This is a genomic window from Bradyrhizobium sp. SRS-191, from assembly GCF_024586915.1.
In the GTDB taxonomy this organism is placed as follows: Bacteria; Pseudomonadota; Alphaproteobacteria; order Rhizobiales; family Xanthobacteraceae; genus Bradyrhizobium.
Window position 1 is genome coordinate 91,838 of sequence record NZ_JANBVS010000003.1, and the last position, 14,854, is coordinate 106,691.

Annotated in this window: 17 protein-coding genes; 7 read left to right on the forward strand and 10 right to left on the reverse strand. The window is 66.4% G+C overall.

Annotation, left to right across the window (positions count from 1 at the left end):
- Nucleotides 1-14: 14 nt before the first annotated feature.
- From NLR35_RS07170 to NLR35_RS07180, 3 genes are all read left to right on the forward strand, one after another.
- On the forward strand, nucleotides 15-572 hold the full coding sequence (locus NLR35_RS07170) for a nucleoside 2-deoxyribosyltransferase (RefSeq protein ID WP_257165851.1): 558 nt from the start codon (nucleotides 15-17) through the stop codon (nucleotides 570-572).
- A 375-nt stretch (nucleotides 573-947) separates the two neighbouring features.
- Nucleotides 948-1,685: a TlyA family RNA methyltransferase gene (locus NLR35_RS07175; RefSeq protein ID WP_257165852.1), complete on the forward strand. Its 738-nt coding sequence runs from the start codon at nucleotides 948-950 to the stop codon at nucleotides 1,683-1,685.
- Nucleotides 1,678-2,913, forward strand: coding sequence for a class I SAM-dependent RNA methyltransferase (locus NLR35_RS07180; RefSeq protein WP_257165853.1), 1,236 nt, complete (start codon nucleotides 1,678-1,680; stop codon nucleotides 2,911-2,913). Before NLR35_RS07175 ends, NLR35_RS07180 begins: the two co-directional genes overlap by 8 nt.
- Nucleotides 2,914-3,247: 334 nt before the next feature.
- On the opposite strand, the gene NLR35_RS07185 is transcribed toward NLR35_RS07180, so the two are convergent.
- The 3 genes from NLR35_RS07185 to NLR35_RS07195 all read right to left on the reverse strand — a co-directional run bounded on the left by NLR35_RS07185 (nucleotide 3,248) and on the right by NLR35_RS07195 (nucleotide 5,565).
- The gene (locus tag NLR35_RS07185; RefSeq protein ID WP_257165854.1) at nucleotides 3,248-3,820 is read right to left on the reverse strand and encodes a septal ring lytic transglycosylase RlpA family protein; all 573 of its coding nucleotides are present in this window, start codon (nucleotides 3,818-3,820) and stop codon (nucleotides 3,248-3,250) included.
- A 252-nt stretch (nucleotides 3,821-4,072) separates the two neighbouring features.
- Complete coding sequence (locus NLR35_RS07190) at nucleotides 4,073-4,612, reverse strand: carboxymuconolactone decarboxylase family protein (protein ID WP_257165855.1); 540 nt, start codon at nucleotides 4,610-4,612, stop codon at nucleotides 4,073-4,075.
- Nucleotides 4,613-4,695: 83 nt separating this feature from the next.
- The gene (locus tag NLR35_RS07195) at nucleotides 4,696-5,565 is read right to left on the reverse strand and encodes a sigma-70 family RNA polymerase sigma factor (protein ID WP_257166148.1); all 870 of its coding nucleotides are present in this window, start codon (nucleotides 5,563-5,565) and stop codon (nucleotides 4,696-4,698) included.
- Here NLR35_RS07195 and NLR35_RS07200 point away from each other — a divergent pair.
- Nucleotides 5,452-5,709, forward strand: coding sequence for a hypothetical protein (locus NLR35_RS07200; protein ID WP_257166172.1), 258 nt, complete (start codon nucleotides 5,452-5,454; stop codon nucleotides 5,707-5,709). The genes NLR35_RS07195 and NLR35_RS07200 overlap by 114 nt on opposite strands.
- A 170-nt stretch (nucleotides 5,710-5,879) precedes the next feature.
- Here NLR35_RS07200 and NLR35_RS07205 read toward each other — a convergent pair whose 3' ends face one another.
- Complete coding sequence (locus tag NLR35_RS07205; protein ID WP_257165856.1) at nucleotides 5,880-6,746, reverse strand: DUF1194 domain-containing protein; 867 nt, start codon at nucleotides 6,744-6,746, stop codon at nucleotides 5,880-5,882.
- 234 nt (nucleotides 6,747-6,980) lie between these two features.
- Here NLR35_RS07205 and clpS point away from each other — a divergent pair, with 234 nt between their 5' ends.
- The gene (gene clpS / locus NLR35_RS07210) at nucleotides 6,981-7,286 is read left to right on the forward strand and encodes an ATP-dependent Clp protease adapter ClpS (RefSeq protein WP_006609442.1); all 306 of its coding nucleotides are present in this window, start codon (nucleotides 6,981-6,983) and stop codon (nucleotides 7,284-7,286) included.
- A gap of 9 nt (nucleotides 7,287-7,295) precedes the next feature.
- Here clpS and NLR35_RS07215 read toward each other — a convergent pair whose 3' ends face one another.
- The 4 genes from NLR35_RS07215 to fabI form a co-directional block, all read right to left on the reverse strand.
- Nucleotides 7,296-8,486, reverse strand: coding sequence for an adenylate/guanylate cyclase domain-containing protein (locus tag NLR35_RS07215; protein WP_257165857.1), 1,191 nt, complete (start codon nucleotides 8,484-8,486; stop codon nucleotides 7,296-7,298).
- Between the two features lie 52 nt (nucleotides 8,487-8,538).
- Nucleotides 8,539-9,624 carry a chorismate synthase gene (gene aroC, locus NLR35_RS07220; protein WP_257165858.1) on the reverse strand — a complete coding sequence of 362 codons (1,086 nt, stop codon included), beginning with the start codon at nucleotides 9,622-9,624 and terminating at the stop codon, nucleotides 8,539-8,541.
- A 116-nt stretch (nucleotides 9,625-9,740) separates the two neighbouring features.
- Nucleotides 9,741-10,340, reverse strand: coding sequence for a histidine phosphatase family protein (locus tag NLR35_RS07225; protein WP_257165859.1), 600 nt, complete (start codon nucleotides 10,338-10,340; stop codon nucleotides 9,741-9,743).
- 24 nt (nucleotides 10,341-10,364) lie between these two features.
- Nucleotides 10,365-11,198, reverse strand: coding sequence for an enoyl-ACP reductase FabI (fabI, locus tag NLR35_RS07230; RefSeq protein ID WP_257165860.1), 834 nt, complete (start codon nucleotides 11,196-11,198; stop codon nucleotides 10,365-10,367).
- 205 nt (nucleotides 11,199-11,403) lie between these two features.
- Between fabI and NLR35_RS07235 the strand changes: the two genes are divergently transcribed.
- Entirely contained in the window at nucleotides 11,404-11,892 is a 489-nt protein-coding gene (locus NLR35_RS07235) for a sigma-70 family RNA polymerase sigma factor (RefSeq protein WP_008964497.1), read from the forward strand.
- A 100-nt stretch (nucleotides 11,893-11,992) separates the two neighbouring features.
- Nucleotides 11,993-12,766, forward strand: a complete 774-nt coding sequence (locus NLR35_RS07240; protein WP_257165861.1) for an anti-sigma factor — start codon at nucleotides 11,993-11,995, stop codon at nucleotides 12,764-12,766.
- 576 nt (nucleotides 12,767-13,342) lie between these two features.
- Here the strand turns inward: NLR35_RS07240 and NLR35_RS07245 are convergent.
- Together NLR35_RS07245 and NLR35_RS07250 are read right to left on the reverse strand one after the other, a co-directional pair.
- The gene (locus NLR35_RS07245; RefSeq protein ID WP_257165862.1) at nucleotides 13,343-14,302 is read right to left on the reverse strand and encodes a J domain-containing protein; all 960 of its coding nucleotides are present in this window, start codon (nucleotides 14,300-14,302) and stop codon (nucleotides 13,343-13,345) included.
- Between the two features lie 112 nt (nucleotides 14,303-14,414).
- Nucleotides 14,415-14,819 (reverse strand): RT0821/Lpp0805 family surface protein, encoded by a 405-nt coding sequence (locus tag NLR35_RS07250; protein WP_306577292.1) that lies wholly within the window; start codon nucleotides 14,817-14,819, stop codon nucleotides 14,415-14,417.
- Nucleotides 14,820-14,854: the final 35 nt, after the last annotated feature.

Below are 14,854 nucleotides of genomic sequence, written 5' to 3' on the forward strand. Positions count from 1 at the left end.
GCGACTGGTGATCCATGAAGATCTATCTGGCAGGTCCCGACGTGTTCCTGCCAGATGCCGTTGAGATCGGCCGGCGCAAGGTCGCGATCTGCGACCGCCACGGCCTGATCGGCCTCTACCCGCTCGACAACACCGTCGACCTCGCCTCCTCCGACGCCTCGCGCCAGATCTTCCATGGCAACGAGGCGATGATGGACGGCGCAGATGCCGTCATCGCCAATCTGACGCCGTTTCGCGGCCCCGGCGCCGATGCGGGCACCGTCTATGAGCTCGGCTACATGGCGGGATCAGGCAAGCTGTGCTTCGGCTATTGCAATGATCCGGCTGTGTATGCGGACCGCGTGCGGCGCCTCACGAGCGTGGCAGAACAGGACGGCCGGCTGGTCGATGCCGAGGGGCTGACGATCGAGGATTTCGGCCTGCCCGACAATCTGATGATGATCCACGCGCTCGAGCTGCACGGCGCCCCGCTGGTGCTGCCCCGTGAGCGGCCGGCGGATGTCTGGCATGACTTATCCGCGTTCGAGATGTGCGTGAGGCTGGCGGCGCAGCGACTGGGCGCGGAATCGTAGGGTGGGCAAAGCGGCGCCGAAGGCGACGCGTGCCCACCGTCCATCCTCGCCCGCGATCGAGATGGTGGGCACGGCGCGTCAATTGCGATACGAGCGTGGGGTAAGACCGGTGCACGCGCCTTTGCCCACCCTACAATTCTCGCATCACGCAGACTGCTCGCCACACCCTCCGCTGTCGTCCCTGCGAACGCAGGGACCCATAACCACAGGACGTCGTATTGGGCAGACGCGTAGTTGCCACCTTCCTCCAAACGACCTCCTGTGGTTATGGGTCCCGGGTCGGCGCTCCAACGCGCGTTGCGCGTTGGAGCTTGCCCGGGACGACACCGAATTTTTGAATGCGACCTCCACAACTCATGACAACTCATCACCCCCATGCCCCCTGCCCGCAAACGCGCTGATCTCCTGCTGGTCGAACGCGGCCTGTTCGAGAGCCGGGCGCGGGCGCAGGCGGCGATCGAGGCGGGCCTCGTGTTCGCCAATGACAAGCAGGTGGCCAAGGCGTCCGAGACCGTTCCCGTCGATGCCGTGGTGCAGGCCGAGCCGGCGCATCCCTGGGTGTCGCGCGGCGGGGTCAAGCTCGCCGCGGCGCTGGAGCATTACGGCATCGACGTCGAGGATCATGTCTGCCTCGATGTCGGCGCCTCCACCGGCGGCTTCACCGAGGTGCTGCTGGCCAACGGCGCGGCGGTCGTGTTCGCGATCGATGTCGGCCGTGACCAGCTGCATCCGTCGCTGCGCAACCATCCGAAGATCATCTCGATGGAGCAGACCGACATCCGCAGCTACGAAGGCAAGCGGCTGCCGCAGCGGCCGGACGTGGTCGTGATCGATTGCAGCTTCATCTCGCTGAAGGCCGTCCTGCCGGTGGCGCTGACCTTGGCGGCCTCGCCGATGAGCCTGCTGGCGCTGATCAAGCCGCAATTCGAAGCCAAGGGCGCGCACGGCAAGGGCGGCATCATCAAGGATGCGAGCGTGCATCAAGCCGTGTGCGACGACATCGCCGCCTTCGCAGCGTCGCTCGGCTGCAGCGACATCGAGATCTTCCCATCATCGATCAAGGGCGGCGACGGCAACGCCGAATTCTTCCTGGGAGCGCGCCGCCATGGTTGAACGTCTCCTCATCGACCATGTCGGCCATCGCGGCGACGGCGTGTCGCTGTCATCGGGCGAGGCGCTGTACGTGCCCTATACGCTCGCCGGCGAGACCGTCGAGACAGCTGCCATTCCCGGCCATCCCGACCGTCGCAAGCTGCTCGCCGTGGACACGCCGAGCGCGGAGCGCATCGCGCCGTTCTGCGCGCATTTCGGTGTCTGCGGCGGCTGCGCCATCCAGCACTGGTCGCCGGAGCGCTATCAGCAATGGAAGCGCAACATCGTCGTCGAGACGCTGCGCGCCGCCAAGGTGGATTGCGATGTGGCTGACCTGATCGATGCCCATGGCGCCGGCCGGCGCCGCGCCACCTTTCACGCGCGCATGGGCACGCATGACATTCTCCGGGTCGGCTTCTCCGCCGCCAACAGCCACGAGATCGTCCCGATCGACCGTTGCCCGATCCTCGATCCCGCGCTGGACGGCGCGCTCGAGGCCGCATGGGCGCTGGCGGAGGCGCTGAAGCCGACCGGCAAGCCGCTGGACATCCAGGCGACCGCGACCAGCAACGGCCTCGATATCGACATCCGCGGCTCCGGCCCGCTGCCGCCGCCGCGCATCGCAGCACTCTCGCTCGTCGCGGAGAAACACCGCCTGGCACGGCTGACGCGCCATGGCGAGCTGGTGCTGATGCGCAATCCGCCTGTCGTCACCATGGGCACCGCCCAGGTGACCTTGCCGCCGGGCTCATTCCTTCAAGCGACGGTGCAAGGCGAGGAGACGCTGGCGCAGCTGGTGCTGGAGCGCGTCGGCAAGGCGAAGCACGTCGCCGACCTGTTCTGCGGCGTCGGCCCGTTCGCATTGCGGCTCGCATCGCGCGGGCGCGTCATCGCGATGGACAATGACGCCGGCTCAATCGCAGCGCTGCAGAAGGCCGCGGGTACGCCCGGCCTCAAGCCGATCAAGGCCGAAGCCCGCGACCTGTTCCGCCGCCCGCTGATGCCGCCCGAATTGCGCGACCTCGACGCCGTCGTGTTCGATCCCCCGCGCCAGGGCGCGCAGGCGCAAGCCAAGCAGCTCGCCGCCAGCAAGGTGCCGGTGATCGTCGCGGTGTCCTGCAACGTGACCACGTTCGCACGGGACGTGCGCATGCTGATCGACGGCGGCTACAAGCTCGAGACCGTGGTGCCGGTCGATCAATTCCGACATACGCCGCATGTCGAGCTGGTAGCGAAGCTGGTGCGGTGAGGCGGAGTTGGATGAGTTGAGTAGCGGAGCTGTCCCGTCACGAACGCTGCGTGGTGATAGCTCGTATCACACCGGCAGTGACAAGCCCGATCTTCGGGAGCACCTCGCGCGCCGCGCGGTCGGTGCAACCTCTCCCCGCACTTTGCGGGGAGAGGTCGGATTGCGCAGCAATCCGGGTGAGGGGCATGGCACATAAGAAGCCAGATCAAAACTCCATCGGACTCATACGTCGGCGTCCAATAGTTGGACCACCCGCGCCGCTGCCCCTCACCCCAACCCTCTCCCCGTGAAGAACGGGGAGAGGGAGCGCAGCGTGCTCGTGGCTCAGCCCCCTCTATCTCACCACACTCACCTTCACCGGCGCGACGCCGGTGTTGATCATGCCGAGCGCCTGCGCGGCCGAGTAGGACACGTCGACCACCCGCCCCTGCACGAACGGGCCGCGATCGTTGACGCGCACCACCACCGAGCGGCCGGTCTTGACGTTGGTGACCTGCAGACGCGTGCCGAACGGCAGGCTGCGATGCGCCGCGGTCAACTCGGAGGGATCGAAGCGCTCGCCGCTCGCGGTCTTGCGGCCTTCGGAATAGTAGCTGGCGAGGCCTGACGACGCAGAATGCGCTGGCGGTGGAGTAGGTTCGACATGCCGCACGCGGACCACCGAGTCCCGCGCGGTCTCCGTGCGCTGAACCGCGGGCGTGAATTCGACAGCGGCCTGCTTCGTCGGCGCCGTGAGACGCGCCTGCCGAACCGCCGATGACTGCGCGCAAGCGGCCAGCGAGGCCGCGGCCGCACACACCAGCGCGCCCCTCAGGAGCTGCCGGGCCATTGCAGCCGTGCTGCCCTGCCCCAACGAAAGACGTGTGTCGCGCTGTTCGGGACGTTCTGTCCGGTCGATGATACGCATGTTCTGTGCGCCTCCGCCTCAACCGCTTCATGGTCGCGGCCTAATCGCGGCGGCACGGTGGCAAAGCGAATTCCGGTGCGTTGCAACTCCTGGTTTTTGGCTCACCTGTTGCGCAATAGTCACAGATCAGTCTGCGCTGGCGGCACTCGGGTGTTGTCCACACAAGACCCCGTCACACGTGGCACTGGTGAATGCGGACGGCAGCATTTGCCGTCCGCCTTGCCTCTTCGCGAGGCTTACGATGGACCCGGCTTATTTGGCAGGCGGAGCTGCCGGCGCGTCGCCTCCGAGCTCCTTCTTGAAGGTCTCGAAATCGACCTGCAGGCCGTGGAACATCGTGCTCCAGTGCCGGGCCACCGCGGCGATCGCGACAGCCTCCCCGATCTCCTCCTGCGTGGCGCCGGCCCGCTTCGCGCTCTCCGTATCTTCCCAGATGCAGTGCTGACAGGGGATCTGGGCGGAGACGGCCAGCGAGATCAACGCCTTCACCTTTGGCGGCAGGACGGTTGCGTTCGAAAATTGGAGCGCCTTCACCTCGGCCCAGGCGCCCGGCAACGCGGCTTTCGGAACGCGGCGAAGAAAGTCAGGCATCTTGCCAAGGGTCTGTTCGACGTCCTTGTAAGTGGGATCGACCTTCTCTGCGCTACCGGCCACGGTGAGGCCCGATGACAACAGCACCGCATAGACGATGGCCGAAGCGGCGGCGCGTTTGAAAATGCGGTGCGAGCGGCATGAGCTGAGTACGCTGCGGTGCGCGCTGGATATGAACTCATAGACTGCAACGTTGAACATATTCTCTCCTCGATGGTATCAGTTGTGCCCGCCAATTGATGGTCGTGCGCTGTAAGGAGAGGTGGGCGCGAGAGAAAGTTCGATCAGTCGTCGTCGATTCTGGGCGAGCGCGGCGACAGATGGATATGCAGGCGCTTGGCTCGGCCGGATCGGCGGAAAATCACGAACGCGAATCCCGGCGGGCAATGGAACGGATCCTCCGGCGGATTGAAAAACCGTCCTTCGATCACGCTGATGTTGCCGGCGCCGAAGATGCGCTGCGGTTCGATGAGAACGCCGGCTTCCTGATCCTCGCGGATTTCCTGGGCGAGGAACGAGCGCCCGAACACCGGGCTGCCGCCGCGGACGAGGTGGAGATCCTCCGCGAAATGGCCGAGATGGCGGTCGCCTTCTCCCGGGCGGCTGAGATTGCGAAAGACCTCGTCGTAGTACCTGTGGTGCTGTCGTGACTGCGAGGCGGCGTCGGAATCGACACCGCCTGCCGTTGCCAGCAGCATTTCGGCCAATTTGCGCTTGGCTTCGGACAGCCGGCTGCGGACGGTCCCGACCGGAACCGCCAGGATGGCGGCCAGTTCCTCATACGACTGATAGCTGCCGAAATAGCGCAGCACGGCTGTGACCTGTTGCGATTCAGGAAGCTTGCCCAGAGCGTTCCAGACCCATTCGCGCAGCGCGACCTTCTCGAGCCGCTCCTCGATGCTCGGCCCGTCGTCGGGACGATCAGGCACCTCGGCGGCGAGCACCTCGCGCCGTCTTCGGCGGAGCTGCTGCAGGCAGCAGCGGTGCAGCACGCTCAGGAGCCAGCCGACGACGGCCTGAGGTTCCTTGAGATCCCCGATATGCCTCAGCGCGATGAGAAACGTATCGTGGACGGCATCCTCGGCCTGCGGACCGTAGCCGAGCACGCCGAGTGCCGCAGCGTACAACCGTGCGCGATGGCGTTCCAACAGCACCCCAAGGCAGGCACAATCGCCGCCACGCGCCGCAACGGCCAGTTCGGCATCGCTCGGCCGGATATCAGCTTGATGTTTCATGGGGCGATAGATGCGCCGGCAGTCGAAAAAGTTCGAACCCGCCGCGATTTTTGCCGTGGCTGACGCGCATTCCGTTCCTCAGCGGTGAGGACGCTCAGGGGCCCACTCTTCCTTGTCGTCCCGATGCCGGCCGACGGACTTGCCGACCTCCCTGCGTTCGGCGCTCTGCGGATCGTGCCCGCGACGGCTCCACCTGACTTGCGCAGGGAATGGCCGGTGGCTTTCGCCTCTGCCTATCGTCCCCAACGGTCCTGCCAGATCTTCTCGCCGATCGTGCAGGAGACCCGCGGCTCCTTGTTGCCGTCGTCGGCGACCGGGACGATGCGCGGCGGCGGCTGACGGCCGGCGACCTCCATCAGCAGCTTGGTGCGGATGGCCTCCTTGAACTCGTCGCGGCTCTTGATCGTGACCACGAACGAGCCGCGGCCGCCGGTGACGCAATCCTTGTAGTAGAGGTCGAGATTCTCGATATCCATCGTCGAGTAGGACGGCTCCTTGACCATGATCGGCAGGCCGTTGATGGTGATGCCCTTGTTGACCGCCTCGTCGCGCGCGAGCGTCACCGGCGTAGGCCCGTTGTTGTTCGGCCCGTCGCCGGAGATGTCGATGACGCGGCGCAGCCCGCGATAGGGATTGTCGTCGAACAGCGGCATCGCGAAGTAGATCGCGCCGGAGATCGAGGTGCGCGAGGCCCTTCGGATCGGCGTCTTCATGATCTCGGCGGCGACGGCGTCGGCGCTCTCAGGCCCGTCGATCACGCGCCAGGGAATGATGATCTTCTGATCGCTCGCGGCGGCCCATTCGAAATAGGTCACGGCGATACGGCCATGCACGCCGTTCTTCAGCGCCTGCAGGAACTCGCGCGAGCTGAGCGCCTGGGCATAGCCTTCGCGCTGGATGGCGAGCTCGTCGAGATCCATCGAGTAGGACACGTCGACCGCCAGGATCAGCTCGACGTCGACGGAGGCTTCCTTCTCGCTCATCTGCTGAGCGGACTTGCCGCCCGGTGCTGCCGCGACCGTGGCGACGTCGCCGCCAGCCAAGATACCAGCAAAGGCGCCCAACGCACACGCCGCCCCGATCGAGATCCACCAGCGCATCAGCTGCCCTCCAATCGCGTCGGATGATGGTGACACGCAATCCCCGGTCAGCAAAGCGGGAACGCACGGGTCCATTCACATTCCAGTTAGTTTCCTGGGCCTGCCCGGATGTTGATCAGCTCGGCGGCCGCGTGCCGTCTTCGACCGGCGGCTCCGCACCCCGTGGTTTCCCGGAGCGGCTGAAGGCTGTATTGTGGCGGCCGCCGCATCAGGAACACAGGGCGTGCATCTCACATGAACGACGCCGTCGCCAAACCGAAGACGAAGGTCCGCACCAAGGTCGAGCGGCCCCGGCTCTACAAGGTCATCCTCGTCAATGACGACTTCACGCCGCGTGACTTCGTCACGATGATCCTGAAGGCGGAATTCCGCATGACCGAGGACCAGGCCTACAAGGTCATGATCACGGCCCATAAGCTCGGCGTCTGCGTGGTGGCCGTGTTCACCAAGGACGTCGCCGAAACCAAGGCGACACGCGCGACGGATGCCGGGCGCGCCAAGGGTTATCCGCTGCTGTTCACCACCGAGCCGGAGGAGTGAGGCGGCGAACTAATTGCCTTCCTCGCGCAGCCCGAACACCCGCTGCTCCGTCGAGAGGCCGGCGATCGGGAATTCGCCGAGATCGGTCCAGAGATCGGTCACGGGCTCCGGACAGGCGCCGGCAAAGGCCTCGGAGGCGACCACCGTCCGCTTCAGCCGAGCCGCGATCTTCTCCAGCCGGGCCGCCAGATTGACGGCCGGGCCGATGCAGGTGAAATCGAGCCGGTTGCCGCCGCCGATATTGCCATAGAGCAGCCGGCCGACATGCAGCGCGACGCCGAAGCGGAAGCGCTCGCCGATGCCGCCGGCCGCATATTCGAGCGCATCGACGCGGGCCCGCGATGCGCGCGCCGCCGTCAGTACGCGATTGCAGACTTCGGCCGGATCGCCGCCCTGGCGACGGATTGGGAACACCGCGAGTAGGCCATCGCCCATGAACTTCAGCACCTCGCCGCCCTGCTCGCGGATCGGCTCGACCTGGCAATCAAAGTACTGGTTGAGGATCTCGACCACGTCCTCGGCCGGCAGCCGGTCGGACAAGGGCGTGAAGCCGCGCAGGTCGGACAGCCAGATCGCCGCGTCCATGGCGTCGGTGTGGCCACGGCGGATCTGGCCGCCGAGGATGCGCTCGCCGGCGCTGTTGCCGACATAGGTGTCGAGCAGCATCGAGGCGGTCCGGCGCAGCGTGACGATCTCGGTGTAGCGCGCCAGAGCCGGCGCCAGCGAGCGGATCGCGTTCAGCTGCTCCTCGGTGAAACCGCCCGGGCTCCTGGTGGTCCAGCTCGCGGCGTGGATGGCCCGGTCGATGAAGGTCAGAGGCAGGCTGACATAGTCGGTGACGCCTTCGGCGCGCAGATCCATCAGGATCGGAAACTGCTCGGCCAGGGGACCACGCGGATCGGCCCTGAACTCGGTGCCCTGCTCGAACACGCGGGCGAGCGGACTGTCGCGGTACATCGGGCTGCTCTCGAAACCGAAAGCGACCGTGCCCATCTCGACCTCCGCTCCCTGACGCCAGATGAAGCTGCGGCCGGCGATGTCGGGATGCAGGGTGCGGACGAACACGCCGACGCGCCACAAGGGGATGCCGAGGTCCATCAGCCGCGCGCAGCATTCGGCCATCATCTCGCTCGGCGTCGCGGTGGAACGCGCGCCGTCGACCAGCCACTCCTTGATGTCCTGCAGCTTGGAGATGTCCATGGCCGACATTAAGCGAGCCGTGTGACAACGGCAAACACGCGGCGTCGAACGCTTACCCGACCTGGCCGCGATGGCGCAGCAGATGGTCGGCGAGCACGCAGGCCATCATCGCCTCGCCGACGGGAACCGCGCGGATGCCGACGCAGGGGTCGTGACGGCCCTTGGTCAGGATCTCCGTCTCGTGGCCGGCCCGGTCGACGGTCTGCCGCGGCGTCAGGATCGACGAGGTCGGCTTGACCGCGAAGCGCACCACGATCGGCTGGCCCGTGGCGATGCCGCCGAGGATGCCGCCGGCGTTGTTGGACAGGAAGCGCGTGCCGTCATTGGCGGAGCGCATCTCGTCGGCATTCTCCTCGCCGGTGAGTTCGGCGGCAGCAAAGCCGGCGCCGATCTCGACGCCTTTCACCGCGTTGATGCTCATCATCGCCGCGGCGAGGTCGGCGTCGAGCTTGCCGTAGAGCGGCGCGCCGAGGCCGGCCGGGACGCCTTCGGCCGTGATCTCCAGCACCGCGCCGATCGAGGAGCCGGACTTCCGGATCCCGTCGAGATAGGTCTCGAAGAACGCCGCCTTGTCCTTGTCGGGACAGAAGAACGGATTGCGTGCGATCTCGTCCCAGTCCCACTTGTCACGGTCGATCTTGTGCGGGCCCATCTGCACCAGAGCGCCGCGCACCTTCACGCCGGCGATGATCTTGCGCGCGATGGCGCCGGCCGCGACCCGCGTGGCGGTCTCGCGCGCCGAGGAGCGGCCGCCGCCGCGGTAATCGCGCAGGCCGTATTTGGCTTCATAGGTGAAGTCGGCATGGCCCGGACGAAACTTGTCCTTGATCTCGGAATAGTCCTTCGAGCGCTGGTCGGTATTCTCGATCTCAAGCGCGATCGGCGTGCCGGTGGTGACCTGCGCGCCGCTGTCGGGATCGGCCATGACGCCGGACAGGATCCTCACCTGGTCCGGCTCCTGGCGCTGGGTGGTGAAGCGCGACTGGCCGGGGCGGCGGCGGTCGAGATCGGTCTGGATCTCCGCGGCCTCCAGCGGAATCCGCGGCGGGCAGCCGTCGACCACGCAGCCGATGGCCACGCCATGGCTCTCGCCGAAGGTGGTGACGCGGAACATGTGGCCGAAGGTGTTGAAGGACATGAGCTGATCACCAATCGAAAAAACCGTCGTTCCGGGATGGTCCGAAGGACCAGACCCGGAACCTCGAGATTCCGGGTTCGCCTCTCACGAGGCGCCCCGGAACGACAGGCATGAAACTAACCGAACTTCTCGAACCCGTTCTCGCCGAACACATACACCGCGCCCTGCTGGATCGGCAGGTCGACGGCGCGGGTCGGCGTTTCGAAGCCGAGCGCGACCATCAGCGCCCGCGCGGTGCCGCCATGGGCGACCGCGACGGTATCGCCTGTCAGCCCATCATACCAGTCGCGGACCCGGCGCTCGACATCGGCATAGGTCTCGCCGCCTTCCGGCGCCAGGGTCCATTTCTCGGTCAGTCGCTTGGCATAGAAGACCGGGTCGGCAGCCTGCATCTCCGGCAGGGTCGCGCCCTCCCATTTGCCATAGCCGATCTCGCGCAGCCGCGCGTCGAGGCCGTAGTCCGCCACCGGCAGCTTCAAGGTCTCGCGCACCAGCTCCATGGTCGCGCGGGCGCGGATCAGCGGGCTTGCGACATACGGCAAGCGCGCCGCGTCATCGCCGTTGCGCGCGACCAGCTCGCTGAGGATGTTGCCGGCCTGCACCGCCTGGACGCGGCCGAGCGCGTTCAGCGGGATGTCCTGCGTGCCCTGCAGCCGGCCGAGCGCATTCCATTCCGTCTCGCCGTGGCGGATGTAGTAGATCGTGGGCCGGGGCATTGCAGGCGATCAGCTATTCTTTGGCTATTCCTTGGCGCCGACGGAGTTGCTGAGCGAGATGTCCGGCGCCTCCGGCCGCTTCATGCCGACGACATGATAGCCGGAATCGACGTGATGCACCTCGCCGGTCACGCCGCGCGACATGTCGGACAAGAGATACAGCGCGCTATCGCCGACTTCGTCGATCGTCACGGTCCGGCGCAGCGGCGCGTTGTACTCGTTCCACTTCAGGATATAGCGGAAGTCGCCGATGCCCGACGCGGCCAGCGTCTTGATGGGACCGGCCGAGATCGCGTTAACGCGGATGTTCTTCTCGCCGAGATCGGCGGCGAGATAGCGCACGCTGGCTTCCAGCGCGGCCTTGGCGACCCCCATCACGTTGTAGTGCGGCATCCACTTCTCGGCGCCGTAATAGGTGAGCGTGATGATCGAGCCGCCGTCGGTCATCAGCTTCTCGGCGCGCTGCGCGATCGCAGTCAGCGAGTAGCAGCTGATCAGCATGCTCTTGGAGAAATTGTCCTGCGTGGTCTCGATGTAGCGGCCGTCGAGCTGGTCCTTGTCGGAGAAGGCGATGGCGTGGACGACGAAATCGATCTTGCCCCACTTCTCCTTCAGCACGTCGAATACGGCGTCGATGGTCGAGGGATCGGTGACGTCACAATGGCCGAGCACGAGGCCGCCGAGCTCGGCGGCCAAGGGCTCGACCCGCTTCTTCAGCGCGTCGCCCTGATAGGTCAGCGCGATCTCGGCTCCCGCGGCGCGCGCGGCCTTGGCGATGCCCCAGGCGATCGAGCGGTTGTTGGCCACGCCGAGAACGACCCCGCGCTTGCCCTGCATCAAACCTGAAATCTGCGCCATGCGGCTTCCCATCGAACTGATTATTAAGAAGTGGACGTACACCACCGGTCTGGCCCGGTACAGCCCCATTCCACCCGCTCTGTGGCAAAGTCCGGGCAGGACTTGCCGGGCCGGAATAGGCCTGTCATCGCGGGGTTATGATCGTTGCAAGGCGCGGTTGCGGCCCGCGTCGCTGTCACAAGGTTGGACGGCCGCCGGACACCCCATGAGCGCGTTTCGCCAGAGCGTCGAGGCCATGATCCCGGCATTGCGCCGCTATGCAAGGGCCCTGGCGCGCGACATGGATGCGGCCGACGACCTCGTCCAGGATACCCTGGTGCGGGCACTGCGCTCCGAGCGGCTGTTCCTGGGTGGGGATCTGCGCAGCTGGCTGTATACGATCCTCACCAACCTGAACAAGAACCGCCGCCGGTCGCTGGCGCGGCGGCCGCATTTCATGCCGCTGCAGGACGACAATCCCGACGCCAGCGGCACCGAGGCCGAGGGCCGCGACATCGAGCGCGCGCTCGCGACCCTGGTGGAGGAGCAGCGCGCCGTGCTGCTGCTCGTGGTGCTCGAGGGCATGAGCTACCGCGAGGTCGCCGACATCCAGGGCGTCCCGATCGGCACCGTGATGTCGCGCCTTGCCCGCGCCCGTGCTCATGTCCGGGCGGTGCTCGAAGGTGAGCGGCCGGCGCTGCGGAGGGTGAAATGAACCTGCGATCATCCGCACAAAAGCCGCGTGACCGCGGTCGCCTGACCAGGGCCGTTACGGCCGCCCATCGGGGCGGCCGCTCGACTGCAACGAGATCAAGATGATGACCGAGCCGACCATTCCCGTCACCGAGGACGAACTGCACGCCTATGTCGACAACGAGCTGCCGGCGGAGCGCCGCAGCGATGTCGAGCGCTGGCTTGCAGCGCATCCGGCGGATGCCGAACGGGTGGAATCTTGGCGCAGCATGACGGCGGCCCTGCATGCCCGCTACGATGCGGTCATCAACGAGCCTGTGCCGCGACGCCTCGATCTGGATCGCCTGGATCACCGTCCGCGGCGCTGGATCATCGGCGCCGTCGCCGCGAGCATCGTCGCCTTTGCGGTCGGCGGCGCCGTCGGCTGGGTCGCGCATGGCGCGGCCACCTCTCCCGCCCTGCTGCAGAACCTGGCCGGGGAGGCGCTCGACGCACACCGGCTCTACGTCGTCGAGGTGCGCCATCCGGTCGAGGTTCCCGGCGACGAGAAGGCGCATCTGCAGCAATGGCTGACGAAGCGCTGCGGCCGCACCGTGCAGGCCCCCGAGTTGGAAGCCACCGGGCTGAAGCTCGTCGGTGGCCGGCTGCTGCCGGGCCCGACCGGCCCCGCCTCCTTCCTGATGTACGAGAGCGCCTCCGGCGAGCGCTTTACGGTGTATGCGACCAAGGTCGGGATCGAGGCGGCGCAGATGCGCTACACGGCGCAGGGCAATACCTCCGCGCTGTCCTGGGCGGAGCGCGGGGTCAGCTACGTCGTCAGCGGCGGCAGCGACCGGACACGTCTCACTCAGGTTGCACGCCTTGTTTATGACCAGTCCGAACGTGTGGGCGGCTAGCGGTCTGGTGTCGCCGGGACTCCGCTGACGCCGACCTCGTCGGGATTTCCGGCATCATCAGAAGCATTTGCGGCAGAGCTGCAAACGATAGCCTGAGGGGCGCCATCTTCACATCTCCTGGGCGGAGGACACGCCCAGGTCGACGCCGCAATTCCGTCACCGAAAATCTGGAATCAGGGCACGGACGCGTCTCAATATCGCTCCGAAACTTCACGAAAAAATGAGGAGTGTTCGATCCGCCGATCGACACGGAAGCGGCCTCGATCGGGGTTTTGTACCGCGCTGGTCCCCCTTTCGAGGCCGCACTTTTTTCTCCCTTCAGCACGCCGATATCTGTGGCCCCGCGAGGGTCCGCCCACGGATGTGGGCGCATCGTTCGAGGCCTCATGGTTCGAGACGCGCCGCGCGCGGCGCTCCTCACCATGAGGGGTAAAATTTTCACCCAGAATTCCGACCTCGTCCTGAGGAGCCCGCCGGAGGCGGGCGTCTCGAAGGACGATGAAGGCCACGGTAGGCGCCACGACCGACCGTCAACACGCATGCTGTCCGGCGAGCCCGCGAGCTTCGCCGGCTGTGTTACGAAAGATTGCTGCGCGGATTGTAGGGATGCTTGTCGCGCCACTTGGTCATCAGCGCTTCCAGCTCGGCGTCGTTGCCGTCCGGCAGCACGATCTTGGTCGTGACGAACAGATCGCCCGCCGAGCCGTCGCTCTTCGGCAGGCCCTTGCCCTTCAGCCGGAAGGTCCGGCCGCTGGAGGTGTTCTTCGGGATCGACAGCTCGACCGCGCTGCCGAGCGTCGGCGCGCGCACCTTGGCACCGAGCACGGCTTCATACAGCGTGATCGGCAGATCGAGCCTGACGTCGCTGCCCTCGACCTTGAAGAACGGATGCGGCGCGATCTGGATCGTGATCAGGAGATCGCCGGGCCGGTGCCCCGGCGCGCTCTCGCCCTGCCCCTTGAGCCGGATCTGCTGGCCGGCGGTGACGCCGGCGGGAACCTTGACGTTGAGCTCCTTGCCTGACGGCAGGCGCACGCGCTTCTCGCCGCCCTTGACGGACTCCTCGAGCGACACCGACATCGCGACCTTGAGGTCGAGGTCGACGCCGACGCCGCCGGTATCGAACTCGAACGGGCCGCCGCCGCCACGCCCACCGCGCGCGGCACCGCCGAACATGCTGTTCAGAATGTCCTCGAAGCCGCCGCCTCCCGCGAAGCCGCCACCAGGGCCGCCACTTCGGAAGCTATAGTTTTCGAAGCCACCGCCTGGACCGGCCCGGCCGGCGCCGCCGCCGGGGAAGCCTTGGAAACGCGGCTTGCCGTCGGCATCGATCTCCCCGCGATCGAACTGCTTCCGCTTCTCGTCGTCGCCCAGGATCTCGTTGGCCGAATTGATCTCGGCAAACCTGGCCGATGCCTTCGGGTCATCCTTGTTGCTGTCGGGATGATGCTTCTTGGCGAGCTTGCGATAGGCGCTCTTGATGGCCGCAGCGTTGGCGCTTCGCGGCACCCCCAAGACCTCATAGGGGTCGCGCATCCGTCACGTCTCCTTACAGAAAGTCAGATACTAACCTATGGGCTCCCCGCCCGCTTTGCATTTCATCTGGGGAGTCCGTTGTATTTTTGCAACGGGTTCCGGTGCGGTCCCGCTAGCTTTGCTGCCAGGGTTTGAGCGTCTGGATGTCCCAGCGTCCCCGCTCGATCCGGCAGGCTGAGCCCTGCAGCCACCGCTCGGTCCTGCCGTTGACATAGCTCGCCAGGAAATCCCGGCAAGTGCGGCCGCCGTCAGCGGTGTAGGATTTGGCGATCGGCGTCACCGAGCCGCGGGCACCGGTCTGCGGATTCTGCCAGGGCTGGCTGGAATCCTTGCTGCCCTTGGTCAGCACGTCCGAGGCGGCGTTGCGGGCGAAGGCGAGATCGGCCTCGGTCGGCTCGCGCTCGGGCGGTGGGCTGATCGTGCCGGTGATCTCCGCATCCTCCATCTTGGCGAATGCCGACTCGGGGCGCGACAGGCTGCAGCCGCCGCCGGACAAGCCGATTAGAATGAGTGTCAAAGCGGTGCCGGCATGACCGATCGCGGATAGGCCAA